This window comes from Streptococcus sp. KHUD_010 (genome assembly GCF_040207525.1).
In the GTDB taxonomy this organism is placed as follows: domain Bacteria; phylum Bacillota; class Bacilli; order Lactobacillales; family Streptococcaceae; genus Streptococcus; species Streptococcus hominis.
Map to the genome: position 1 here is coordinate 365,842 of NZ_CP157941.1, position 24,624 is coordinate 390,465.

Consider the following 24,624-nt stretch of genomic DNA (forward strand, 5'->3'; position numbering starts at 1 on the left):
TTGTTTACCCCATTTGTAGGGCCCCGGAACCTTCCAAATAACTTGCGGATCGGAACATCCGCCTTGTAAACAAAAACGATATTCATATAGGAGAAATCATGAACAAAACAACATACATGGCTAAGCCAGGTGAAGTTGAACGTAAATGGTACGTGGTAGACGCTACTGATGTACCTCTTGGACGCCTTTCTGCCGTTGTAGCAAGCGTACTTCGTGGAAAAAATAAACCAACTTTCACACCTCACACTGATACAGGTGACTTTGTGATCGTTATCAATGCTGAAAAAGTAAAATTAACTGGTAAAAAAGCAACTGATAAAGTCTACTACACACACTCAATGTATCCAGGTGGATTGAAATCAATCACTGCTGGTGAACTTCGCTCTAAGAACGCTGTTCGCTTGATTGAAAAATCAGTTAAAGGTATGCTTCCGCACAATACTCTTGGCCGCGCTCAAGGTATGAAGCTGAAAGTATTTGTAGGTGCTGAGCACACTCATGCTGCACAACAACCAGAAGTTCTTGATATTTCAGGACTTATCTAAGGAAAGGAACAAATAAGCTATGTCACAAGCACAATATGCAGGTACTGGACGTCGTAAAAACGCTGTTGCACGCGTTCGCCTTGTTCCAGGAACTGGTAAAATCACTGTAAACAAAAAAGATGTTGAAGAGTACATCCCACACGCAGACCTTCGTTTGGTTATCAACCAACCATTCGCAGTTACTTCAACTGTTGGTCAATACGACGTTTTCGTAAACGTTGATGGTGGTGGCTACGCTGGTCAATCAGGTGCGATCCGTCACGGTATCGCTCGTGCCCTTCTTCAAGTAGACCCAGACTTCCGCGATTCATTGAAACGCGCTGGTCTCCTTACACGTGATGCCCGTATGGTAGAACGTAAGAAACCAGGTCTTAAAAAAGCACGTAAAGCTTCACAATTTAGTAAACGTTAATTCGAAAGAATTACTATACTTACAAAGAGCACCTTTTGGGGCGTTCTTTTTGTATATCTGAGCTGAATTAGAGTTTACACCTGTTATTAAAGAACAAGAAATTAAATCAAAAATGAATAAATTGAGTAAATATGAAGGTGTTTGTCAAGTAGAGGGAACTTATCTAGGAAATAAAGTTACAGGACGTGCTGTCGTTGAAATTATACGTATCTAACGAAAAAATGAAGAAATAGGTTTGTTCATCTTACAAACCTATTTCTTCATTGGTCTTTTTATAAGGTTCAAATAATTTAAATGTCCTTGCCATAATACTTAGGAGTTCTTCTGGTTTTTCTTTTTTATCATGCTTCATCCAAGCTTGTAAGGTACCTAGTAGTGATGAAACTAGTATATAAAAAATATAGGAAGCTAATACTTCATCCTGGCTATCAATCTTGATAAAAGTTAAAATTTCAGACTCATATTTTGCAAATGAATGGTAGAGTAGGTCGATAGATTGACTCCACACAATTAATTCTAATAATTTAGCATTTTCATACCATTTGTGAGCCATAATAGTTAAAAATGTGAAGTAATCACCATTACTTTCTTGTAGTTGGATAATATCTTCCATGATAATATCGCATTGGTAGGCTAAAATATCTAAAGGTTGATCAAATAAACGATAGAAGGTTGATCTGCTAATTCCCGAAATACGGTGTAAGTCAGAAATGGTAATCATTGCAAATGGTTTTTGTTTTGATAATTGAAAAAGGGAGTCCAAAAGTAAATGAGCTGATTCAATTTTACGTTTGTCATTACCGACATGATACATGACATTACCTCCATTGTAAAACGATACAAGTTATATAGTCTTTGTAGCACTTCTCTAAAACCTATTGTACCACATTATTCCTTGTGCTATTTTAATATAAAAAATGAAAAGAGGAAATATAAATGACTAAAGAAAATATTTTATTTACCAATGGTTTACCGTTAAAAGAATCTCCTTACCCAGGATTCAATCAAACTGAGTACGTTTTAAACAAAGGAGAAATTATTAAAGAAGGCAGAATGCCTCTAGCTTCAGATGTCCTTGTTCAACAAGATGTAAAAGTTCCATTAAGTGATGGGACAAACATTTATATCGATATTTTCAGACCTAACAAATCAGGGAAATTTCCAGTTGTCTTATGGTATGCACCTTATGGTAAGAGAAATAGTTTGTTAAACATGGATAATTTTAATCATCCAACACGTATGGATGTTAAGCCAGAATGGGAGGATGGATTGAATGCTTTTGAAGCCCCTAATCCTTCATATTGGGTATCAAATGATTATATTGTTATTTCTCCAGACCCAAGAGGTATTGGTTCATCAGAAGGGAATGCTTATGCATGGGGGAGTCAAAACGCAAAAGATGAATACGATCTGATTAATTGGATTGAAAATCAAGAATGGTCAAATGGTTCGGTTGGAACAACAGGAACATCGTTCTTAGCAATGACCCAATATAAAGTTGCTAGTCTTAAGCCAAGAGCCCTTAAAGCAATTGCACCATGGGAAGGAGCTTTTAACCCATTTGCAGAAAGTATGGCTAGAGGTGGAGTTCCAGATTTAGGTTTCTCAGCAACCCTGTCTCGTATGCTTTATACGGATGCTCAAATTGAAGATACTGGTGCTATGTTTATGGCTGATCCTTTTTATAATGATTATTGGGCTGATAAGACACCAGACTTATCTGATGTTGAAATCCCAGCTTATTTTGTAGGTTCATGGACAAATGCTCTTCACAGTAAGGGAGCGACAGAAGCATTTACAAAACTAAAATCAGAAAATAAATGGCTACGTATTCATAATACTCATGAATGGACAGACTACTACAACCCGGAAAATGTTGAAGACCTACGTCGTTTCTTTGACCACTATTTAAAAGGTGTAGATAATGGTTGGGAGAGTACACCTAAGGTCCGTATGACTGTCTTGAATCCTGGGCATGAAGATATTGTTAATCGTCCGGAAGAATCTTATCCTCCAAAAGGACAAACAATCCAAACATTGTATCTAAACAAAGAAAATGATGACTTAACTTTAACAAATAGCCCTAAATTATCTGAAGACTCAATTAGTTATGATGTGACTTCAGAAGGAATTACATTCAAGATGACAATGCCTGAAAGTAGCGAATATATCGGTCAATTTTCTGCAAAATTATTTGTTGAGGCAGTAGGAAACGACGATATGGATCTCTTTATCTTTATCCGTAAAATTGGACTAGATGGTGAAAAACTAGAACCAGAAATTGTAACCGATCGTTTCTATCCAGGACCTAACGGACGTCTTCGTGTTTCACAAAGAAAACTGAATACAGCTGAATCAACTCCATTAAATCCAGTATTATTACAAACAGGAGAAGAGAAATTAAATCAAAATGAAATTGTAGAAGTTGAAGTTCCATTTTGGCCTTTTGGTATGAAATGGAAAAAAGGAGAAGTTCTTGAAATGACAATCTCTCCAAATGATCAAATCATCAGACCAGAATTTCCTGACCTACCTCCGGTCCCAACTATCAATAAAGGGCAACACAAGATTTACTTTGGTGGACAATATGATAGTCAAGTTCGCCTACCGCTTATTAAAAACTAAAGGAATGCTATAAAGTTTACAGATTTTAAAGGTCTACTAAAATCAAATGACCTTGTTATTAAAGCTATTGAAAATCCCTATGATGATTATTATCTCATTCATATTTCCAAACCAGAGAATCTAAATTGGACAGCTGGTGAACATGGTATAGTGACTTTACCACGAATTAAGACCAAAGGACAAACGATGCGTCCTTTATCCGTTGCATCTATACCAAGCGAAAATGAAGTATTACTAGGCACAAGGACTGGTAAAGAAGCAAGTGAGTTTAAGAAAACACTTATTAATCTTAAAAAAGGTGAAACCTTAAAAATGAGAGGACCATTTGGAATCTTTAAATTTCAAGATGAAAGTTCGCCTGTTGTTTTATTTGCAAGTGGCGTAGGAATTACACCTATTCGTGCAATGTTAAAATCTCTTTCTAAGTCAAATAGCCGACCAGTTCATCTTGTCTATGTTGCGAATGGTTACCATTTATTTGATGATGAGTTGTTAGAATTAAGTCAATCACTAAATAATTTTTATTATCATAAATTGAATCATTCACAAGAAGCTATTGATTTGATGACTAAACTGGCAAGAGAATTTGGGAATAAAGCCTATTATTTCAATTCAGGTGCTCCAAAGGTTCTTGAAAGTATGAAAGAAGATTTAATGGCAAATGGTATTCATAAGAGGAGAATTATTCATGATGCGTTTAATGGTTATTAGAAATAGTTATAGGAAATAAATTCCTCAATTACATAAGCTCAGGTAACATGATTTTTTGATAACCTTTAGGTATAAATAATAGAGTATATCCGTTGATTTTTCTATCTATCAGTCATAAAAATCTTTGGTTTATCTTCATAGCTTAATTTCATCAGAAAAATATCCTAAGAGTTAGATTTTGTGTCTAACTTTTGGGGTGCACTTCAAATAAGGACTCCATCATACCGTTGTCTGGACTATTCCCCTTACATGATATGGATGGTTGAATTCCTTTTCATGAGTGTTTGACAAAGAATTTTTGGAAAATCTAGATGTTGTTTTAATCTCTTTCTATTTTTCTAAAACGGGGAAAATTTGATATAATAGGTTTGTAGGTGTATTATTTTAATACATACAGAACTAAACTATTCCCCCTATTTAGAATATATTGATTCATATTTTATGAAATTAAAAATTAATAAGTAGATATCGTTCTGAAAAACCTTGCTATTACTCTGTTTTTAATCCAACTGAAACCCATACTTTCCAAATTAGGTCTTAAAAAAGCTCGTAAGGCTAGCCAGTTCTCAAAACGTTAAGAACAGCTTTACATCAACGATTACGGACACTCAATACTTACCTCATTGGGTGTTTTTTCTACTCATCTAAACAGATGATTCCTGCTTAAAAGAATAGAAAATGATATGATAATTAATAAAAGAGAAGAATCATACTATATATGATTTGTAATTTTGTAAAAAACTACTTAACTGTAAAATGCTTAAAAATCATGAAAGGAATGTAAAATGGATACAAGACAACTTGAATTCAGATGTGTAGAAATGAAGGATGGAGGAAGGTTTCCGCTGGAAAATACAGGACGCGGGAGAGATATTTCTCCAAAATTTATAATTGACAATCTTTCATCACAGACAAAGAGTTTAATTATCACCTTGGAGGATGTGAGCCATCCTATCAAAAATCTCACGCATTGGGTCATTTGGAATATCCCTGCAATGGATAATATCCCCGCAGCTATTGCTTCTGGTAAAGTTGTAACAGCATTAAACGGTGCCCTACAAGGGATAGCCTATGGTATGCACCGTTATGCAGGTCCCAAGCCGCCAAAGGGCACATCTCATAAATATCGTTTTTCTATTTATGCGTTAGATGAAATGTTAAACATAAGCCCTTTTTCAACAAAGAAAAAAGTGCTTGGTAAAGCAAAATCTCACATCCTTCAGAAAGGCAGTATTTATGGATATTTTGAGTAGGCAACACTATATTGAGATCTAATATTATACATCATTTTTCTAAAGAAAATGATATAATAATTACAAAAGGACAAAGAATAACGATCATCAAATAAATGTTATTCAGGAGGTGAGATACTTATGAAGCTTTTTCTTAATACAGTTAAAAGTAGTGTAGGTCAAATTATACTTTTTGCAATTATTCCTTTTATATGGTGGTTTGTAACAGCAAGGAACAAACAAAGTTTTTTTAAGTGGTTAGGGTTAAAAAAATTTGAGGGAAAAAGGAAAATAGTTACTGATATTTTTATAATATCCATCCTATTCACAATTGTAGGAGCATTTCTACTTTATTCAGTAAGAAATATCGGAACGGCTACCTCTAAGTTTGATGGGCTTGGGGTGAAGGCTATACCAGCTATTACTATTCATGCATTGTTTAATACTTCTTTTCCTGAAGAACTTCTTTTTAGAGGTTATCTGCTAAAAAGATTATCAAATATAGTTGGATTCAATTGGGCAAATCTAATCCAAGCAATATTATTTGGTTTCTTACATGGAGTGATGTTTTTTGCGGTTGTTGGAATTTTAAAAACCTTTTTAATCTGCTTATTTACAAGTGCTATTGCTTGGTTTATGGGATATATCAATGAAAAAGAAGCAAATGGTTCAATCATTCCTAGCTGGATTATTCATGCCATTGCAAACCTATTTTCTGGAATTTATGCAGCATTTTCAATTATTTAATTTCAGTTTGAAGATATTTAGGTAGCTGAATACCTTCTAATTGTTTAATTTTTAATCGTGACATTAAAGCATTTTTTATATAGACCGTTCAGACTAAGCAGTCAACTATTTTATGGATAATTACTTCAATTTAATACTAGTATGATAATATTGCTAATTACTATGGAGCTATCAGGCTGAACTCTCAGCTAGCTTTATCAGAAAGAATTTATAATAAAATAAAGAAAAATAATGAATATACAAATTTGAAAGCAAGACTGAAGACAGAATTTTTAGACTTACTGATAACAATAGAACTAATTACCCAGTTTTTAGTAATGCTTATTGAACTAAGTTTTTCAACCATCTTCGGATGGTTTTTATTATAGCGAAACGTTTGTTAACGTTTGCAAAAATGTGACATCTGTCATTTTGATTGTGTGACAAATGTTAGATGAACTTAGTGAAAAAATTTGTTATATTTAAATAAATTGAAACGTTTCAAAAATAGGCTGATAACTTATATTATATTTAATTGTTGTTATAATAAGAATCCAAGATTCTGCAAATAGGCTGTTTTACTCAACTTATAAGATAAGACAATAGAAGCTATTTCAATTTTTTAATGTTGTGAAAGGAGAAAAGATGTCAGGATAGGGAATTGAGAAGAACACATAGTTTAGTGTATTATTTGTAAATAGTACGTGAATGATATTGAGGTAGGAACATGAAAGATTATCAAGAAAAAGTATGTAGACATTGGTTTATGAGAAAATCAGGGAAACGCTGGATTTTTGGTTGTGCTTTAGTGGCATTAAGTAGTTTTGTGCTTGGAATGGGAAATGCAAGTGCAGATGAGGTTGGTACTGTAACAGTTAATCATGTAGAAAATGTGGCAGATATGGGCGCTGTGACACAAGATTCAGAAAGTCAAACGGCTTCTGCTTCTACAGGGAAAACAGAAAAGACCGGATCTGAAGGAACACCATCAGCCTCTTTGTCGTCAGAAGCGGAGGAAAAGAAAGCTGACACAGCATCCTCAGGTAGGGTAGAAACTGCTATTTCCGAAGAAAAAGTAGAAAAAACAGAAACAACTGATTTAGGTCAAACGGGACAAACGGTTCCACAAGACAACAAACAATCAGAAGTAAAGGATCAAGTACAAAATAAAACAGAACAAGCAGATAGCACAGCTATTACCAAATCTTTGAATGTAACCGCTCAAACCGGTTTTAAGACTAACTTGAAAGATGTCAAACCAGATAGCAGTGCAACTTGGAAGGAACGTTCAGATGGACTTTATAGCGATGCTAGGGGTAAGGGAGATAGTTTCTTTTATTCCCAAAGTCGTGGAAAGAATTTCATTTATTCTACGGATGTCACATTTTTGAAAAAAGAAGGAGCTGCAGCTCTTGTATTTCGTAGTAACAATAATCCAGATAAGAAGAATAGTTATGCTGTGAATATTGATGGAAGCAGCAATAATGTCAAATTCTGGCGTTGGCAAGATGGACATGATTACCAATTTATTAATGAAAAACATATTGAGCCAACTGCTGACAACAAATATCAATTAAAGGTTGTAGCGATTGGCTCAAGAGTATTTTACTATGTAAATAATGTATTGGTTGCAAGTACAGGCGATTATACTTTACAAAGAGATGATAAGGGACAAAGTACTGCGATTACAGAAGGATATTTTGGTCTTCTTAATTGGAATGGAGAATTGCTTTTCCAAAATACTTATTATAAAGAAATTACTGATCAACTCAATCCAACTTTAAATGACGTTACCGTCACTTCTTCAAAAGGAACGGTCGAAAAGAAAGGTCAATTTACAGCTCCAATCACTATTCAATATGTAAAACATGATGCAGAAACGATTGATTTAGAAATTAGTCCTAAAAATGCTAATGCCAAGATTACCGTGACGGATACTACAGGTCATGTTTATAATGATTTTAAAAATATTCCACTAAAAGTTGGAGCTAATATCCTATCCATTAAAAGTAGTATAGTAGATGAGGATGGCCAAGAAATTAGCATCTTCTATCGCCTCAATGTTCATCGTAGACAGGCAGATGAAGTCTACTATAATGAGCTTTACCGTGGACAATATCATTATTCTGTTAAAGATGGCTGGGCCAACGATCCTAATGGTTTAGTCTATTATAAAGGAACCTATCATTTCTTTTATCAGTTTTACGATGATACTAAATGGGGACCAATGCATTGGGGACATGCTACTAGCAAGGATTTGTTGCATTGGAAAGAAGAGCCAATTGCCTTTTATCCAGATGAAAACGGGGCCATGTTTTCTGGCGCCATTGTGGCAGATACAACTAATTCATCTGGGCTATTCGATGATGATAAAGGAGGCTTGGTTGCCTTGATTACTGCGGACGGAAATGGTCAACGAATCAAGCTTGCTTATAGTAAAGATGAAGGGAAAACTTGGACTAAGGTTGATAAAATTGCAGCTGATTGGACCAACGATCCACTTCAATCTACAGATTTCCGTGACCCTAAAGTTTTTCGTTGGGAAAACAAATGGTTTATGGTGATAGCTGGTGGTCCACTTAGAATATATTCTTCTGATAATTTACGAGAATGGAATGTAGAATCAACTTATCCCAATTTGCATACAGAATGTCCTGATCTCTATCCATTAAAAGCAAATGATGGAACGCTTAAATGGGTACTTTCTCGTGGTGGGCGCTCTTACAAGGTTGGTGATTTCAAAAAAGTAAATGGCAAATGGACTTTTGTTCCCGATGCAGCATTTGAAAACCAGGATCAAGTAATGAATTTTGGAAAGGATTCCTATGCTGCGATGACTTACTATGTACAAGACTTTGGCAGTCAAGCAAAACCAACCTTGCCAGATATAGTGGCTGTCAATTGGATGAACACATGGGAAGATTATTGTAATCTGGTAGGAGATACTGTTGGTCAACGCTTTAATGGAACATTCAACTTAAACTTAAAAATGAGTCTTGTTCAGCAAGATGGCAGTTACCGTCTTGTCCAAACACCTATTGATGCCTACAAAAACTTGCGCGAAACTGATAAAGCAATCTTTCTTAAAGATGTAACGGTCGCTCAAGAAAATAACCTTCTCAAAGGCTTTAAAGGAGATCAATATGAAATTGTTTCGACTTTTCGTCCAAGTGCAACTACGAAAAAGATTGGTTTTAACTTACGAGTAGGAAATGGTGAAGTAACGAGAGTCGTTTATGATTTGGAAAAGGAAACCTTATCTATTGATCGTAGCAAGTCTGGTGTCATTCTCTCGCAAAAATTTGCTCAAGTGGATAGCCAATCTGTCAAAAGAAATGCAGATGGCAGTATTGACTTACATATTTATGTTGATCGTTCAAGCGTAGAAGTGTTTGCTAAGGGAAATACTGTAGCCGGGGCTAACCAAATCTTCCCCGCGCCAAGTAGTTTAGCTGTTCAAGTGTTTTCTGAAGGTGGCAATGCCAAGGCTGATATAGCTCTTTATCCTTTAAAGAGTATTTGGACGGATAAAGTAAAAGCGACGAAGCCACTAGAATTAGTTCAGGCTTCTCCCACAGTTAGCAATCTTTATGTAGGTGACCACACTGATTTGAAAGCTTATGTCATGCCAGCAGTTGCTTCTCAAGAGGTGACTTGGACAGTTAGTGACCCGAGTTTGGTTTCTGTCAAAGCCGAAGGAAATACTTTGCATGTCACGGCACTCAAGCGAGGGACTGCTAAGATTCGGGTTGCTTCTAAAGAAAAGCCAGAGTTATTCAAAGAATTTACGATTGAAATCACTCGCAATGATTTTAAAACAAATGTTGAAGGTCTAACTTCTGTATCAGGTAAATGGCATGTTGATGGGGAAAGTCTTTATAACAAGAATACAAGCGCCAATGACTATTATATGGGCAACAAAAAAATCCTATATCCGGAATATGATTTAGATGTAGACATTAAGTATCAAAAAGGCTTGATAAATGTCTTTTATGCTTCTGAAAATGTGGATCCACGCAATGCTTACTCAATTCAATTCGGAGATAATGACAAAGTTCGTCTCTATCGTTTTATGGGAGATACCATTGCTGAGGCAAATATGAATGGTAAAAAGCTAAATGATGGGGAATTTCACCATGTCAAGATTCATAAAACTAAAAATAGTGTAACGGTTTTTGTTGATGGAGTGGAATATCTTAAACATACCTTTGATACTGTTGATCCATATTACAATGACGCCTATGTAGGTCTGGGTCTTTGGGACGGTGATTTGGAAGTACGAAACTTATTTGTAAAGAATCTTAACGACTCTGTTGCCGATAAAAAACAATTACAAACGTTAGTGGATAGCGCTACAAAAATTGATCCAAAGCAATACACGCAAGAAAGTGTTGCGTTTTATCAAAATGCTTTAACACAAGCTAAACAAGTGCTAGCCAATCAGACAGCAGATCAAACAATGATTGACTTGGCAACTCAAAATTTGAACAAAGCTATCAAGGGTTTAGTTGCCAAACCTAGTCATCAAGTGACCCCTAACGAAGGTGTAAAAAATCTAGTAGAAGAAAAACTTTTCTTAGAAGTGGTGAAGGAAGTAATCGCCTTTCAGACTCAACTACGAGAAAATCCAAGTCTTGCCAAAGGACAACGGCGAGTTGTAGTAGAAGGTACAAATGGTGAACGGATGATTTTAACTGAAGTATCAGGAGAGGGTCGAAAGGTTGTAGAAGATTCTATTATGGTACAACCAACAAATGAAATTGTAGAAATTGGTACAAAAGAAGTCAAACCTGATTCACCTCATCGTTTAGTTCCGACAGATGGCCAACCAAGTCATCAAGTAATGAACTCGGTTCAATCACTTCGCGTGGCACATCCCGAAGAGGAAACATTACCACGTACGGGAAGTCATGAGGATTCACTTCTTACTCTTTTAGGACTTGCTACTTTAGGATTAGGTGGTGGTTTGGCAGTCAATAAACGTAAAAAGAATGACTAGAAAAAAAGCTCGATTTTTCGGGCTCTTTTTTCTAGTCTATATGATCATCTTCGTCTAGTGAGATGTATTGGTCAAGAGAAGAATGAACAAGGGTTAAAAATTTTTCTTTAAAGGCTTGTGGTGGGAGTGGCTTTTCTTGGGTGAGCCACACTTCAATGTTGGCAATCACATAATGCACCAGTAGAGAGACGATAAAGTCATCTGGCAAATCAACAAGGGATTGATTCGGTTGGATATTTTCAAGTGCCCATTTTGTGTAAATCTTTTTTAAATAATTGGTCCAATAAGGATCCGTTGAGCTAGAATACAGCATTTTTAGCCATTTTCGATTTTCATAAAGAATAGGGAAAATATTATCTGCAATGAAAAGAAAGGGGTCTTTATTTGTTAGTGTATTGTATTCTAAAAAAGCCTCGTAAACAGGTTTATCAATGTTCTCATGAATTGATTCAATAATATCGTCAACATTATGGAAATGATGTTTATAAATTGCTTGGCGTGAAATGCCAGCTTTCTTGGCGAGGTCACTCATTGAGAGATTGACTTCATCAGGATTTTGCATTGCCAAGTCATAGAAAGCATCCAAAATCTTTTGTTGATTACCTTTTACCATATAAAACAACTCCTCTCTCTTTTTAGTATAATGAAAATGAAGAAAGAATTCAATTTAAAGCATAAAAATGGCTGTCAGAAAATTTGAGGTGCTTTCTATGTAATTAAAACAGTTCAATTTTTAATAGGGACTTGCTGATTTTTATGAAAAAATAAAATACCGAGCATCTGATGTCTTCTATTTATAAAAACAAACTTCCTCGAACATTAACTCCGAGGAAGTTTTGAGTTAGAAAAGAGAATTTTTATTCTTCTTTTTTCTTTAAGTGGAGCAAATAACCGTTGACAAGAATGAACATGCTAGCAATAACCAAGCTGCTTTGATTTTCTTTGCTTCCTGTTTGCGGAAGTTGAGCTTTTCGAGTAGCATTCACAATTTGAGGTTGAGGAGTGTAGCGTAGGGTTGTAGCTTGACCAGCCTGAGGTTTTTGATTGATGATTTCAACAACTTCAGTAGAAGGTTTTTGTTCTTTCTCAAGATCTTTCAGTTGAGCTAATTGACTGCCAAAGATAGCATTGGATACCCAACGGTAGAAATGAATCGTGTGAAGACGGTTTGTTGGGTTGCCGGCATAAATAAAGAGCAGTTACTTCACCGAGTTTACCGTCAAAGAGTTTATCTTTGAAGACAGCTACGGTCTTAAAACCTCCCATATCTGGGGAATTAACCAGCAATTCTGCATATATAGCAGCCCAAGCAGATTCGTTGGATCCCTTGTAGAGGATATGGTTGGCATAGCCACGTTTAGCTTGTGCCATGTCAACAACCAAATCACCCTTCTTATAACCGCCAGTGTCTTCCTTCAATTCTTGAATGACAACCCCGTTTCTCTTGAAGTATTCAATCATATTGAAGGCTTGTTGAGAGTCGTTGGATTTGTCAAGTCCCATTGGAATCACATAATAATCTGGGAAGAATTTCTTTTGTCCATGTTTGATACGACCGACCACTTTACCATCTGGTCCAACTAATTCATTTTCAGCTTTTGGATCTTCTACTTTGTTCACACCGCGAAGGTAGAAGTTGAGGCGCATTTCCATGAGTTTATCAGGATTTTGAGATAAGTAGTCAATTCCGCCCAAAACAGCGTGGAAACCAGCCTTGTAGGATTCTTGATTTCCTTCAGGAATTTCAATAGTGTGCCCTAGAATTCCATGATACATACCATAAACACCTGTATAGCCAGAGAAAGAGTCATCCCAACCGTCACCCCAGTCTAACTTCGGAATGATGTAGTGATCATAGTTAGAATTGGCAACGCCAGCACGTCCCATGTGATGAGCATTTTCTAGCATGAGGTCTGCCAAAAGGTCATACTCAAAGTTTGGATCGTGCGGAGGTGTAGCAGGTTCGATGAGGAAATCTTTGACAAAACCGTGAATGTCATAAAGGGCAATTGGATTCCATTTATTGATAAGTCCAGCAACAGTGCGAGTTTCAGGGTTTGTCTGATAGCTCGTATCGCGGTTAGGATCCAGACCATTTGCAAGTGCACGTGTATTGGCAACATCTCCGTCAGGAGTTTCTGTGAAATCAAAGAGGAAGATGAATTTCTTGAGAAGGTCTTTAACGGAGAGGGTTACGGTTTTTTGTGTTCCATCTGCTTGAGTCGTTTTAAAGTTTATTTGGTCTTGGGTTGCGAAAGAGTTGAACAAACCGGTAATGATATCAATAGCAGGTTGCTCATCCGCATGTGTATTGTTGATGAGGATAGGAAGTTTATAGTCTAATTTTCCGTCTTTGAGGGCAGCTAACATTTCAGCAGGTTTGGTCAGCGCCATTTTATTGGTTGAATTGAGGTAATCATCAATGCTTTTTTGATCAGAACTGATAATGCCTAACTTAATTTTCCGTCCTTGAGCGCTGGTACCAATGTCTTCAATTTTAACAAGCCGATCATTTTTAGCTTCTTGACGACTTTTTTCGATAGCCGCTAACATTTCTTCGTGAGTATGGAAGTTTTCATACGGTCGGAAAACAAGTGTTTTTCGAATCGTCAGACCGGACTCTTCATCTGTTCCAACGAGTTCATGGTTTCCGATAAATTGCCGATAAGTTCTGCGGATATTATTTGGCGTCCGAAGACTTAAATCCTTTCCAAATAATTCATTGAATTTGAGAGAAAGTTTGAGGTCAGAGCCATTAGTTGTTTCCTCAAGGGTGACAAATGAGTCTCCTGAAAAATCTCCTTTCTCCATATTCCAAGTTTTCCATTCGGCGATTGGCTTGTTATCTAATTTCCAAGAAATTTTACCAGCTGTAGCCCCCTGTTCCTGCACAGTCTCAGTAATGGTGGCTTTTTCAGACATATGGACTGTACTATTAGCTAATTGAACCTTTTTTTCTTCTGTTTCAGCTGCTCGTGTTTCTGGTTTTGCAGGAGTCTCTGTTCCGGATTCGTTTGTAGTAGAAGCCGAACTGTCTATTGAAGGAGCGCTTTCTGATTTTTGTGCTTCTTCTTGATTGTTTGTTGTGGGAAGCTGAGCTTCAGCTGGTGAAGAATCTGGCGTTGCTGTCGCTTCTGTTGTGTTTGTTTTCGTTGACTTTTCGGCAGGGACGACAGTTTCTGTCTTGTTAGCGATAGGCTGTGTCTCTGTGCTATCTTGCGTATCGGCAGCAGCAGTTCCTTGCGTTAAAACTGCAACAAGAACGACAGCTGACAAGCTGATAACATTTGTGTACAACCGTTTTTTATATGAATCTTTCATAAGAAACCTCCTTTATGAAATTTGAGGGCATCAAAAATAACGAAAATAGCTTTTAGTTATTCTCTGTTATTTTTCTCCCCTTAGTATTTGAAGTATACAAAGATAGTATGCCAGAAAATGCAAGCGGTTTCAATCAAAAGTGTAGATAGAAAATAGAAATATATCAAAATAAATAGAATTGTTGGAAGAATTAATTTAATTGTTTTTGGAAGTGATAAAAAAACAGCGGAACTTGGATATAAAATTGGAGAAAATTATACTAATTTAGGTTATGCAAATGAAGCGGTTAAAATCGTTTTAGAAAAAGCATTCAATATTTATGGTTTAAATAGAATTATTGCGGGAACAGCAACAGATAATTTTGCATCTAATAAAGTGCTTATAAAAAATGGGTTTATCTTTAGTAAAATTATAGAAAATGATTTGAGGATTAGTAAAAAATGGGTACATACAGAAGTATTTGAGATAACGAATTTGTAGCATAGTAATTTTAAAATCAAGTTCAAAAAATCTCGGTTTTATTAAACATAAACAACTAAATAAAAGTTATAATATAGCAAATTACAAAACAGTAAATCAAAAAGGGTTTACTGTTTTGTCTTTGTCTAAAAAATGGAAATGCCTAACAAAAAAGCGTCAATAAATCAAAAAAAGTACTTGACAAAACGCTTTAGGGCAGAGCAAATCAGTTTTCAGTCAAGTTGTCCGACCCTCAGGCGAAGCAAACCAATTTTCAGGTAGCCCGTCTGAATCTCGGATGAAGTGAACGAGTTTTCGTTCAGTCCGTTGGCCGAGATGACGAGCTTATCTTCGCCGAGTATCACGACAAGGCCAACCAGCTTTTGAAGAAGGCCAGTAGGCAACCAAGATTTTGATTGACCAGATTGAGGGGCGTCATCAAGAAGAAAAACAACAAGTGCTGGATTGTAGTATTCATTGGAAAGAATCAACAATCAATTGATAACGATTAAGCAGAGCTTAAGGGTAAAAGTCGTATTTTTCTCTTTCGGTTTATGCAAATTTCCTTTACTTATGCTACAATAGGAAAAAGGATGTTGATTGGAGTAAAAAAATGAAAGCAATTATTACGGTTGTTGGTAAGGATAGAACAGGGATTGTGGCAGGAGTTTCGAGCAAAATTGCAGAGCTTGGGTTGAATATTGATGACATTTCGCAGACTGTTTTAGATGAATTTTTCACCATGATGGCGGTTGTTTCTAGTGAAGAGAAGAAAGATTTTACAGAATTGCGCCATGAATTTGAAGCCTTTGGCAATACACTTAATGTCAAAATTAACATTCAAAGTGCAGCGATTTTTGATGCCATGTACAATATCTAGCAGAGGTGAAAAATGGATATAAAGCAAGTTACTGAAACTATTTCCATGATTGAGGAGCAGAATTTTGATATTCGAACCATTACCATGGGCATTTCACTCTTGGACTGTATTGATACGGATATTGAGCGAGCAGCAGAAAAAATTTATCAAAAGATCACAAGGAAAGCTAAAAATTTGGTGGCAGTTGGTGATGAAATCGCTGCAGAGCTGGGGATTCCCATTGTCAACAAACGTGTATCGGTGACCCCGATTTCCTTGATTGGCGCTGCGACAGATAGTGATGACTATGTGCTTCTAGCAAAAGCGCTGGATCGAGCAGCAAAAGAAATCGGTGTAGATTTTATCGGTGGCTTTTCAGCCTTGGTACAAAAGGGCTATCAAAAAGGGGATGAAATCCTCATCCGTTCCATTCCACGAGCTTTAGCGGAAACTGACAAGGTTTGTTCATCTGTTAATGTTGGCTCCACCAAGTCTGGGATTAACATGACGGCAGTTGCAGATATGGGACGTGTTATCAAGAAAACTGCAGAACTTTCTGATATGGGGGCAGCGAAACTGGTTGTCTTTGCTAATGCGGTCGAGGATAATCCTTTTATGGCAGGAGCTTTTCATGGTGTCGGTGAAGCTGATGTCGTCATCAATGTCGGCGTTTCTGGTCCTGGTGTCGTCAAACGTGCCCTTGAAAAAGTTCGTGGCGAAAGTTTTGATGTAGTAGCGGAAACAGTCAAGAAAACAGCCTTTAAAATCACTCGTATCGGTCAATTGGTCGGTCAAATGGCTTCAGAGCGCCTAGGTGTGAAATTTGGAATTGTTGATTTGAGCTTGGCACCAACACCTGCTGTTGGAGATTCGGTAGCGCGTGTTCTGGAAGAAATGGGCTTGGAAACGGTCGGTACGCATGGCACAACCGCCGCTCTGGCTTTGCTTAATGACCAAGTCAAAAAAGGCGGCGTCATGGCTTGCAATCAGGTTGGTGGTCTATCGGGTGCCTTTATTCCTGTATCAGAGGACGAAGGTATGATAGCAGCGGTTCAAAACGGATCTCTCAATTTAGAAAAATTAGAGGCCATGACCGCAATTTGCTCGGTTGGATTGGACATGATTGCTATTCCAGCAGACACGCCTTTTGAAACTATTGCTGCCATGATTGCCGACGAAGCCGCTATCGGTGTTATCAATCAAAAGACAACAGCGGTACGAATTATTCCAAAAGGAAAAGAAGGCGACATGATTGAGTTTGGCGGTCTTTTAGGGACGGCACCAGTGATGAGAGTCAATAAAGCTTTATCAGCTGATTTTATTGCGCGTGGTGGACAAATTCCAGCACCGATTCATAGTTTTAAAAATTAAAATGAGAGTGGGACAGAAATCAGTAGTTTCGTAGAAACTTGATTTCTGTCCCACCTCCGCACGGTTGAGTAGGGCTGTAAAAGTTGATTTATCAACGTATTAGAGTTCACTCAGCCACTGCGTCTTATAATTATGACTATATAAGCAAAGGAAGCTGAGCACTTTTGTCCAAGCTTCTTCTTTTGAAAAGGAAATTGAAATGGCAAAAACGAAGTTATACATTATTCGTCATGGGAAAACGATGTTTAATACAATTGGTCGGGCGCAAGGCTGGAGTGATACGCCACTTACGGCTGAAGGGGAACGCGGCATCCATGAATTAGGAATTGGTTTACGAGAATCAGGACTTGCATTTACAAGAGCATTTTCCAGCGATTCTGGGCGAACGATTCAGACCATGGGGATTGTCCTTGAAGAGCTCGGTTTAACAGGCAAAATTCCCTATACTTTTGACAAGCGAATCCGTGAATGGTGTTTTGGCAGTTTCGACGGTGCTTATGGTGGCGATCTGTTTCATGGCGTAATTCCACGAGTGCTGGATGTAGAAGATTATAAAAAACTAACCTTGCAGGAATTAGCAGACGGTCTAGTAGAAGTGGATACAGCTGGCTGGGCAGAACCTTGGGAACAATTGAGTGGACGCATTTTAGAAGGTTTTACAGCTATTGCAAAAGATGTAGAGGCTTCTGGCGGGGGCAATGCTCTTGTCGTCAGCCACAGTATGACAATCGGTGCCTTTGCTTGTTTGATTGATCCGTCTATCGTTTTAAATCCTGGCGTGCAAAATGGCAGTGTAACGGTCGTGGAGTATGCAAATGGGAAATTCACCATTTAAGCGTTAGGAGACATGTCTTATCGCCAAGTAGGTGCTAAGATATTGGAAGGGCAGAAATAATCGCAAAAACGGGAATGTGAGAAAAGTTGATTTTCACGAATTGTGGCTTTCATCTTACTCCTGATTTTTCTTTCATCTCTCAAACGATTTTCTGCAAAAAATGATATAATATAGTAAGAAAAACGGAGGTGAAATATGGCAAAAACAAGATTATACATTGTTCGCCATGGGAAAACCATGTTTAATACAATTGGTCGGGCACAAGGCTGGTCTGATACGCCTTTGACCGCTGCAGGAGAACGTGGCATTCGTGAGCTAGGAATTGGGCTTCGCGAGTCAGGACTTCCATTCAAAAAAGCTTTTTCTAGCGATAGCGGGCGGACAATTCAAACCATGGGGATTATTTTAGAAGAACTTGACTTGACAGGGTGCATTCCTTATCGCACAGATAAGCGAATTCGAGAATGGTGTTTTGGTAGTTTCGATGGAGCTTACGATGGTGAATTGTTTATGGGAGTGATGCCCCGTGTTTTCAATGTAGAGCATGTTCATCAATTGAGTTACCCTGAGCTGGCTGAAGGCCTGGTAGAAGTTGATACAGCTGGTTGGGCTGAGAGTTGGGAAAAATTGAGCAGCCGTATTTGGGAAGGATTTTCAGATATTGCCAAGGAAATCGAAGCTGCTGATGGAGGCAATGCACTGATTGTTAGCCACGGTATGACCATTGGAACATTTGTGTACCTCATTGACCAAACAAGACCACATGGTTTAGACAATGGTAGTGTGACCGTCATTGAATACGAGAATGGTCAATTTACAGTTGACTGCATTGGAGATATGTCTTATCGTGAGGTTGGCAAGAAAATACTGGATGAGATTGAGTAAGAGTCGTTTTTGTAATGAAAATAATTTAAGAGGTTGAGATAAGCGTTGATTTTTGGGAACGACTTTCTCTCCTTTTTTATTGCTAAAAATACTTGACAAGTATATCGAGTTTCGATACAATGTATATATCGAAGTTCGATATATCGAGGTAAATAGTATGGATGATAAATTAAGACGGATTTATGTTCCCATGACAGAGACGGGATTTTATATCTTATTTTGCTTGCAAAAAGAAAGTCATGGTTATAACATTACACAGAAAGTAAAAGAACTGACAAAAGGGCAGGTTGTAATTAGTCCGGGAACTATGTATGGAACTTTGTCTAAAATGGAGAAAGATGGTTTGATTGTTTTTTCTCACGAAGAGGAGAAACGTAAAATTTATCAGATTACAGAAATAGGACGAGAGATTTTGGAAATAGAATTGAGGCGAATCGAGCGACTCTATCAAAATAGCAAGGAGGATGTATGATGGAAAAGAAAACGACTTATAAAATCTTTACAATTGCAGATTACGACGAAGAAGCAGCCTATTTGCGGAAGATGCACAAGGCAGGATAGCAGCTAGCTAAAGTTAATTTGTCGCCTTTTTTGCTAGCGGCAAAATATACTTTTGAAAAATGCCTACCAGAAGATTACAGTTATCAGCTGGATTTTCAGCCCTTAGAGAAGGCAGAGCAGGCTCATTACTTTCAGTTGTTTGACGATTATGGCTGGGAACATGTTCTAGATTTCAATAGTTTTTCTTATTTTCGTAAGCCAGTATCAAAAATTAAAAGCGAAGAAGAATTCGAGATTTATAATGATTCTCGATCGAAGTTAGGAATGATGAAACGAATTGTTGATCAGCGCTTGTTGCCAGTTATAGCAGGCACACTTGCGCTCTCATCCTCAGTTTGGATGATTATGAAACGTCATTCGTCCTTTAGTTTGCTAACTTATATCATTCTAGTGATTGTTTCCACTCTGTTATTACTTCTTTTGGGAATACTAATCCATATTGTTAGACGATTCTTGATAAAAAGAAGGGAGCTGACAAATTTGGATGATTAATATGTTGAGAAAGAAAAAAGCTTAGATTATTGTGAAATTCTGTCTTACAGATTATCATCATTCTTCCCTGATTTCTCTTGATTGTTTACCTTCTATAAGGTGGTATGGTTTGCTTTGTACAATTATTTTTAAAATAGAAAAGGATTTTTTATGAAAAAAGAAATTTTAATAAACGATAAAAAACAATTTTTGCTGTCGAATGTGACAGGATTGCTATTGCTTACTGCCATTTTGTTTCCGAACTATTTCCATTGGAACTTTGAAAAATTAAATTTTTTAGGCTGGCTAACAAATGTCATACTTCTGTTGTTGCCGATTTTAGCAGTTGCGGAATTGTTCTTTTATATATGGCTTGTGAAAAAGAAGAAAAACTAGGTCCTCAGACTGATTTTTAGCACTCTTGCAAAAAGAGTGCTAATTTTTTGAGTTTTTGCCTTGACTTTAAAAATGAACCGTGTATAATAGAATCATAAGTTAGCACTCGGATGTGTAGAGTGCTAAACAAAAAATCTCATATTCCAGCTCAAAGCTGAAAGGGGTGATGTCATGGTAACGGAACGTCAGAATGAGATTTTAAACTTGATCATTGATATCTTTACAAAGACTCACGAGCCGGTTGGATCCAAAACCTTACAAGAATCAATCCAGTCTAGCAGCGCGACGATTCGTAATGACATGGCTGTTCTTGAAAAGCAGGGGCTTTTGGAAAAAGCGCATACATCAAGTGGACGCAAACCAAGTGTTGCGGGTTTTCAATACTTTGTCAAACACTCCCTTTCCTTTGATCGTCTTGCTGAAAATGAACTCTACGAAGTAATCAAGGCGTTTGACCGTGAATTCTTCAAACTAGAGGATGTTTTTCAACAGGCAGCAGACGTTCTTTCAATGCTAAGTGGATGTACGGTGGTAGCACTTGATGTAGAACCGAGTCAACAACGCTTGACAGCTTTTGACACTGTGATTCTCAGCCAGCATACAGCTTTAGCAGTCTTTACTTTGGATGAATCCAATACGATTACCAGCCAGTTCATGATTCCCCGTAATTTTTTGCGAGGTGATTTGATTCAGCTGAAAGAATTGATACAAGAGCGTTTCTTAGGACAGACAGTTCTGGATATTCACTATAAGATTCGGACAGAGATTCCACAAATTATTCAGCGTTATTTTACAACGACCGATAATGTAATGGATCTTTTCGAGCATATCTTTAGTGATATTTTCAAAGAAAATGTCATTGTATCTGGTAAGGTGAAGTTGCTAAATTTTTCAGATCTAAAGAGTTATCAATTCTTTGACCAACCGCAAAAAGTGGCTTTTGAAATTCGAGATAGTTTAGCTGAAGATCAAATGCAGACGGTGCGCGTGGCGGATAGCAGAGAAAGTAGTCTGGCGAATTTGACGCTCATCTCTAGCAAATTTCTCATTCCTTACCGGGGATTTGGCATGCTAGCGGTCATTGGACCAGTCAATTTAGATTATCAGCGAGTTGTCAGTCAACTCAATGTTGTCAATCGCGTTTTAACGATGAAGCTCACAGATTTTTATAGATATCTGAGTAGCAATCATTATGAAGTGCATTAAGGCGACAAAGCTGATAGCTATAGATAGAAAAATAATTAAAAGATTATAAGGAGGTGCCTAGTGGCAGAAGAAAAACAGCAAGAAGAAGTAAAAAAAGAGGACATTTCGGTAGAAGAAACGTCTGAAGAAACAACAGAGGTAGCTCCTGAGAAGTCTGAATTGGACTTGGCGAATGAGCGCGCAGACGAATTTGAAAACAAATATCTTCGTGCAGCTGCTGAAATGCAAAATATTCAGCGCCGAGCAAATGAAGAACGTCAACAATTGCAGAAATATCGTAGCCAAGACTTAGGAAAAGCAATCCTTCCTTCGCTGGACAACTTAGAACGTGCCTTGGCAGTTGAAGGATTGACTGATGATGTCCGAAAAGGGCTAGAAATGGTACAGGAAAGTTTGATTGCCGCTCTTAAAGATGAAGGAATTGAAGAGGTTCCGATAGACGGTGAGTTTGATCACAACTTCCATATGGCTATTCAGACGGTGCCGGCAGATGATGATCACCCAGCTGGAAGCATCGCACAAGTTTTCCAAAAGGGCTATAAACTCCATGAACGTCTCCTAAGACCAGCTATGGTAGTAGTAGCAGAATAAAAAATCTCGTCCGAAACGACGGTAAACTATGAAGAAAGAAAATATATTTTCGCTCTGCTAAACCGTGAGCGAAGCGAACAATTAGCGACACTCTTCACCGTGGTGCTCTCTGCGCAAACTTTAATAAAGAGATTGATTTAATCAAGCTCTGACGGCGCCACCACTTAAGAAGAGTATCAAAAAAGAAATTCTAAAATAAAGAGGAAAAAATAATGAGTAAAATTATTGGTATTGACTTAGGTACAACAAATTCAGCAGTTGCAGTTCTTGAAGGAACTGAAAGCAAAATCATAGCAAATCCAGAAGGAAATCGTACAACACCATCTGTAGTGTCATTCAAAAATGGTGAAATCATCGTTGGTGACGCAGCAAAACGTCAAGCGGTGACAAATCCTGATACGATTATCTCCATTAAATCAAAAATGGGAACTTCTGAAAAAGTTACAGCAAATGGAAAAGAATATACTCCACAAGAAATCTCAGCTATGATTCTTCAATACTTGAAAGGCTATGCTGAAGATTACCTTGGTGAAAAAGTAACCAAAGCAGTTATCACAGTTCCTGCTTACTTCAACGATGCGCAACGTCAAGCAACTAAAGATGCTGGTAAAATTGCTGGTCTTGAAGTAGAACGGATTGTCAACGAACCAACAGCAGCAGCCCTTGCTTATGGTTTGGACAAGACAGATAAAGAAGAAAAAATCCTTGTATTTGACCTTGGTGGTGGTACATTTGACGTGTCAATCCTTGAATTAGGCGACGGTGTCTTTGATGTGCTAGCAACTGCAGGGGACAATAAACTCGGTGGTGATGACTTTGACCAAAAGATTATCGACTACATGGTAGCTGAGTTCAAGAAAGAAAATGGTATTGACTTGTCAACTGACAAGATGGCTCTTCAACGTTTGAAAGATGCGGCTGAAAAAGCTAAGAAAGACCTTTCTGGTGTAACGTCTACTCAAATCAGCTTGCCATTCATCACTGCGGGAGAAGCTGGACCTCTCCACTTAGAAATGACCTTGACACGTGCAAAATTTGATGACTTGACTCGTGAGCTTGTGGATCGCACAAAAGAACCTGTTCGTCGTGCATTGTCTGACGCTGGTCTTAGCTTGTCAGAAATTGATGAAGTTATTCTTGTTGGTGGTTCAACTCGTATCCCAGCCGTTGTAGAAGCTGTTAAGGCTGAAACTGGTAAAGAACCAAACAAATCAGTAAACCCTGATGAAGTAGTTGCTATGGGGGCGGCGATCCAAGGTGGTGTGATTACTGGTGATGTTAAAGACGTTGTCCTTCTTGACGTAACACCATTGTCACTTGGTATCGAAACAATGGGTGGAGTATTTACAAAACTCATCGACCGTAACACAACAATTCCAACATCTAAATCACAAGTCTTCTCTACAGCAGCAGATAATCAACCAGCCGTTGATATCCATGTTCTTCAAGGTGAACGCCCAATGGCAGCAGACAACAAGACACTTGGACGTTTCCAATTGACTGACATTCCTGCTGCTCCTCGTGGTATTCCTCAAATCGAAGTTACCTTTGATATTGACAAAAATGGTATCGTGTCTGTTAAGGCTAAAGACCTTGGTACGCAAAAAGAACAACACATCGTTATTCAATCGAACTCCGGTTTGACAGACGAAGAAATTGACCGCATGATGAAAGATGCAGAAGCAAACGCTGAAGCAGATAAAAAACGTAAAGAAGAAGTAGATCTTCGCAACGAAGTAGATCAAGCTATCTTTGCAACTGAAAAGACAATCAAAGAAACAGAAGGCAAAGGTTTTGATGCAGAACGTGACGCTGCTCAAGCTGCTCTTGATGAATTGAAAAAAGCCCAAGAAGATAACAACTTGGATGACATGAAAGCAAAACTTGAAGCACTCAATGAAAAAGCGCAAGCCCTCGCTGTGAAACTTTACGAACAAGCAGCTGCAGCCCAACAAGCTCAAGCAGGAGCAGAAGGTGCAAATCAAGCAAATTCAGGCGACAACAAAGGCGATGATGTCGTAGATGGTGAGTTTACGGAGAAGTAAGATGCCAAAGCAATGGCTACTCGAAGTAGCTCATCTGCTAACGCTTGCCACTATAAGGCGGTCGAGCTAGGCGGTTTACTAGCTCGAAACCCCCGTCGTAACGATGAGATAGGAGTACCTCAGGAAAATCCTAAAACCTCCTTTGTCACATCTTGGCAAGAAGGATTGTGGATTATAATTTAGTGCTTGCTCAATCTTACTTGTAGCCGATTTGTAACAGATAAATTCAGGGGTTGATAAACCAACCTCTGTTTTTGGATAATGGAATCTTAGAATTGAACATGCCCTAAAAAAGTTCGTTCTGTTAAATTAAAACGAAAGGAAAGTGTTCGTAACTGAACACGGGCTACGGACTGTGCCAAAAAGATAGTTTT

Annotated in this window: 19 protein-coding genes and 4 pseudogenes; 20 read left to right on the plus strand and 3 right to left on the minus strand. The window is 37.7% G+C overall.

Annotation, left to right across the window (positions count from 1 at the left end):
• Positions 1–98: 98 nt before the first annotated feature.
• Together rplM and rpsI are read left to right on the plus strand one after the other, a co-directional pair.
• Positions 99–545 (plus strand): 50S ribosomal protein L13, encoded by a 447-nt coding sequence (gene rplM / locus ABKA15_RS01830; RefSeq protein ID WP_003026230.1) that lies wholly within the window; start codon positions 99–101, stop codon positions 543–545.
• Positions 546–564: 19 nt separating this feature from the next.
• Positions 565–957, plus strand: coding sequence for a 30S ribosomal protein S9 (rpsI, locus tag ABKA15_RS01835; RefSeq protein WP_002902303.1), 393 nt, complete (start codon positions 565–567; stop codon positions 955–957).
• Between the two features lie 244 nt (positions 958–1,201).
• Here rpsI and ABKA15_RS01840 read toward each other — a convergent pair whose 3' ends face one another.
• The gene (locus ABKA15_RS01840; protein WP_049514222.1) at positions 1,202–1,771 is read right to left on the minus strand and encodes a TetR/AcrR family transcriptional regulator C-terminal domain-containing protein; all 570 of its coding nucleotides are present in this window, start codon (positions 1,769–1,771) and stop codon (positions 1,202–1,204) included.
• A 122-nt stretch (positions 1,772–1,893) separates the two neighbouring features.
• On the opposite strand from ABKA15_RS01840, the gene ABKA15_RS01845 reads away from it, so the two are divergent.
• The 5 genes from ABKA15_RS01845 to ABKA15_RS01865 all read left to right on the plus strand — a co-directional run bounded on the left by ABKA15_RS01845 (position 1,894) and on the right by ABKA15_RS01865 (position 11,250).
• Positions 1,894–3,582, plus strand: coding sequence for a CocE/NonD family hydrolase (locus ABKA15_RS01845; RefSeq protein WP_049514220.1), 1,689 nt, complete (start codon positions 1,894–1,896; stop codon positions 3,580–3,582).
• A 150-nt stretch (positions 3,583–3,732) separates the two neighbouring features.
• On the plus strand, positions 3,733–4,293 hold the full coding sequence (locus ABKA15_RS01850; protein ID WP_133161046.1) for an FAD-dependent oxidoreductase: 561 nt from the start codon (positions 3,733–3,735) through the stop codon (positions 4,291–4,293).
• A gap of 785 nt (positions 4,294–5,078) precedes the next feature.
• The gene (locus tag ABKA15_RS01855) at positions 5,079–5,546 is read left to right on the plus strand and encodes a YbhB/YbcL family Raf kinase inhibitor-like protein (protein WP_049514215.1); all 468 of its coding nucleotides are present in this window, start codon (positions 5,079–5,081) and stop codon (positions 5,544–5,546) included.
• A gap of 120 nt (positions 5,547–5,666) precedes the next feature.
• Positions 5,667–6,272: a CPBP family intramembrane glutamic endopeptidase gene (locus ABKA15_RS01860; protein ID WP_049514211.1), complete on the plus strand. Its 606-nt coding sequence runs from the start codon at positions 5,667–5,669 to the stop codon at positions 6,270–6,272.
• Between the two features lie 706 nt (positions 6,273–6,978).
• Positions 6,979–11,250 (plus strand): GH32 C-terminal domain-containing protein, encoded by a 4,272-nt coding sequence (locus tag ABKA15_RS01865; protein WP_350015369.1) that lies wholly within the window; start codon positions 6,979–6,981, stop codon positions 11,248–11,250.
• 31 nt (positions 11,251–11,281) lie between these two features.
• Here the strand turns inward: ABKA15_RS01865 and ABKA15_RS01870 are convergent, their stop codons facing one another.
• Both ABKA15_RS01870 and ABKA15_RS01875 read right to left on the minus strand, forming a co-directional pair.
• Positions 11,282–11,863 (minus strand): TetR/AcrR family transcriptional regulator, encoded by a 582-nt coding sequence (locus ABKA15_RS01870; RefSeq protein ID WP_049514206.1) that lies wholly within the window; start codon positions 11,861–11,863, stop codon positions 11,282–11,284.
• Positions 11,864–12,107: 244 nt separating this feature from the next.
• Positions 12,108–14,571 (minus strand): annotated as a pseudogene (locus ABKA15_RS01875) (LPXTG cell wall anchor domain-containing protein).
• Positions 14,572–14,748: 177 nt separating this feature from the next.
• On the opposite strand from ABKA15_RS01875, the pseudogene ABKA15_RS01880 reads away from it, so the two are divergent.
• The 13 genes and pseudogenes from ABKA15_RS01880 to ABKA15_RS01940 all read left to right on the plus strand — a co-directional run.
• A pseudogene (locus ABKA15_RS01880) lies at positions 14,749–15,051 on the plus strand (GNAT family N-acetyltransferase); the annotation flags it as partial.
• Positions 15,052–15,378: 327 nt separating this feature from the next.
• Positions 15,379–15,532: pseudogene (locus tag ABKA15_RS01885) on the plus strand (transcriptional regulator); the annotation flags it as partial.
• Positions 15,533–15,643: 111 nt separating this feature from the next.
• Entirely contained in the window at positions 15,644–15,910 is a 267-nt protein-coding gene (locus ABKA15_RS01890) for an ACT domain-containing protein (protein ID WP_049514205.1), read from the plus strand.
• Between the two features lie 12 nt (positions 15,911–15,922).
• Positions 15,923–17,260 (plus strand): PFL family protein, encoded by a 1,338-nt coding sequence (locus ABKA15_RS01895; RefSeq protein WP_049514203.1) that lies wholly within the window; start codon positions 15,923–15,925, stop codon positions 17,258–17,260.
• A gap of 199 nt (positions 17,261–17,459) precedes the next feature.
• Positions 17,460–18,095: a histidine phosphatase family protein gene (locus ABKA15_RS01900; RefSeq protein ID WP_049514200.1), complete on the plus strand. Its 636-nt coding sequence runs from the start codon at positions 17,460–17,462 to the stop codon at positions 18,093–18,095.
• Between the two features lie 195 nt (positions 18,096–18,290).
• On the plus strand, positions 18,291–18,980 hold the full coding sequence (locus ABKA15_RS01905) for a histidine phosphatase family protein (protein WP_049514198.1): 690 nt from the start codon (positions 18,291–18,293) through the stop codon (positions 18,978–18,980).
• Between the two features lie 157 nt (positions 18,981–19,137).
• Complete coding sequence (locus ABKA15_RS01910; protein ID WP_049514196.1) at positions 19,138–19,452, plus strand: PadR family transcriptional regulator; 315 nt, start codon at positions 19,138–19,140, stop codon at positions 19,450–19,452.
• Positions 19,452–20,033: pseudogene (locus ABKA15_RS01915) on the plus strand (DUF2812 domain-containing protein). The gene ABKA15_RS01910 and the pseudogene ABKA15_RS01915 overlap by 1 nt, the downstream one beginning before the upstream one ends.
• Positions 20,034–20,183: 150 nt before the next feature.
• A complete protein-coding gene (locus ABKA15_RS01920; RefSeq protein WP_049514194.1) occupies positions 20,184–20,408 on the plus strand; it encodes a hypothetical protein in 225 nt (74 codons plus the stop codon).
• Between the two features lie 171 nt (positions 20,409–20,579).
• Complete coding sequence (gene hrcA, locus ABKA15_RS01925; RefSeq protein WP_186832679.1) at positions 20,580–21,614, plus strand: heat-inducible transcriptional repressor HrcA; 1,035 nt, start codon at positions 20,580–20,582, stop codon at positions 21,612–21,614.
• Between the two features lie 60 nt (positions 21,615–21,674).
• The gene (gene grpE, locus ABKA15_RS01930; RefSeq protein WP_049514190.1) at positions 21,675–22,205 is read left to right on the plus strand and encodes a nucleotide exchange factor GrpE; all 531 of its coding nucleotides are present in this window, start codon (positions 21,675–21,677) and stop codon (positions 22,203–22,205) included.
• Between the two features lie 212 nt (positions 22,206–22,417).
• The gene (dnaK, locus tag ABKA15_RS01935) at positions 22,418–24,250 is read left to right on the plus strand and encodes a molecular chaperone DnaK (RefSeq protein ID WP_049514188.1); all 1,833 of its coding nucleotides are present in this window, start codon (positions 22,418–22,420) and stop codon (positions 24,248–24,250) included.
• A gap of 12 nt (positions 24,251–24,262) precedes the next feature.
• The gene (locus tag ABKA15_RS01940; RefSeq protein ID WP_157944423.1) at positions 24,263–24,433 is read left to right on the plus strand and encodes a hypothetical protein; all 171 of its coding nucleotides are present in this window, start codon (positions 24,263–24,265) and stop codon (positions 24,431–24,433) included.
• The last annotated feature ends 191 nt before the right edge of the window (positions 24,434–24,624 follow it).

What these genes read in the sequence shown, in the direction of transcription:
- ABKA15_RS01940 (WP_157944423.1), top strand. Translation starts at nt 24,263, where the DNA reads ATGGCTACTCGAAGTAGCTCATCTGCTAACGCTTGCCACTATAAGGCG.
- ABKA15_RS01865 (WP_350015369.1), top strand. Translation starts at nt 6,979, where the DNA reads ATGAAAGATTATCAAGAAAAAGTATGTAGACATTGGTTTATGAGAAAA.
- dnaK (WP_049514188.1), top strand. Translation starts at nt 22,418, where the DNA reads ATGAGTAAAATTATTGGTATTGACTTAGGTACAACAAATTCAGCAGTT.
- ABKA15_RS01845 (WP_049514220.1), top strand. Translation starts at nt 1,894, where the DNA reads ATGACTAAAGAAAATATTTTATTTACCAATGGTTTACCGTTAAAAGAA.
- rpsI (WP_002902303.1), top strand. Translation starts at nt 565, where the DNA reads ATGTCACAAGCACAATATGCAGGTACTGGACGTCGTAAAAACGCTGTT.
- ABKA15_RS01920 (WP_049514194.1), top strand. Translation starts at nt 20,184, where the DNA reads ATGAAAAAAGAAATTTTAATAAACGATAAAAAACAATTTTTGCTGTCG.
- ABKA15_RS01870 (WP_049514206.1), bottom strand. Translation starts at nt 11,863, where the DNA reads ATGGTAAAAGGTAATCAACAAAAGATTTTGGATGCTTTCTATGACTTG.
- hrcA (WP_186832679.1), top strand. Translation starts at nt 20,580, where the DNA reads ATGGTAACGGAACGTCAGAATGAGATTTTAAACTTGATCATTGATATC.
- ABKA15_RS01910 (WP_049514196.1), top strand. Translation starts at nt 19,138, where the DNA reads ATGGATGATAAATTAAGACGGATTTATGTTCCCATGACAGAGACGGGA.
- ABKA15_RS01855 (WP_049514215.1), top strand. Translation starts at nt 5,079, where the DNA reads ATGGATACAAGACAACTTGAATTCAGATGTGTAGAAATGAAGGATGGA.
- ABKA15_RS01905 (WP_049514198.1), top strand. Translation starts at nt 18,291, where the DNA reads ATGGCAAAAACAAGATTATACATTGTTCGCCATGGGAAAACCATGTTT.
- ABKA15_RS01890 (WP_049514205.1), top strand. Translation starts at nt 15,644, where the DNA reads ATGAAAGCAATTATTACGGTTGTTGGTAAGGATAGAACAGGGATTGTG.
- ABKA15_RS01860 (WP_049514211.1), top strand. Translation starts at nt 5,667, where the DNA reads ATGAAGCTTTTTCTTAATACAGTTAAAAGTAGTGTAGGTCAAATTATA.
- rplM (WP_003026230.1), top strand. Translation starts at nt 99, where the DNA reads ATGAACAAAACAACATACATGGCTAAGCCAGGTGAAGTTGAACGTAAA.
- ABKA15_RS01900 (WP_049514200.1), top strand. Translation starts at nt 17,460, where the DNA reads ATGGCAAAAACGAAGTTATACATTATTCGTCATGGGAAAACGATGTTT.
- ABKA15_RS01895 (WP_049514203.1), top strand. Translation starts at nt 15,923, where the DNA reads ATGGATATAAAGCAAGTTACTGAAACTATTTCCATGATTGAGGAGCAG.
- ABKA15_RS01840 (WP_049514222.1), bottom strand. Translation starts at nt 1,771, where the DNA reads ATGTATCATGTCGGTAATGACAAACGTAAAATTGAATCAGCTCATTTA.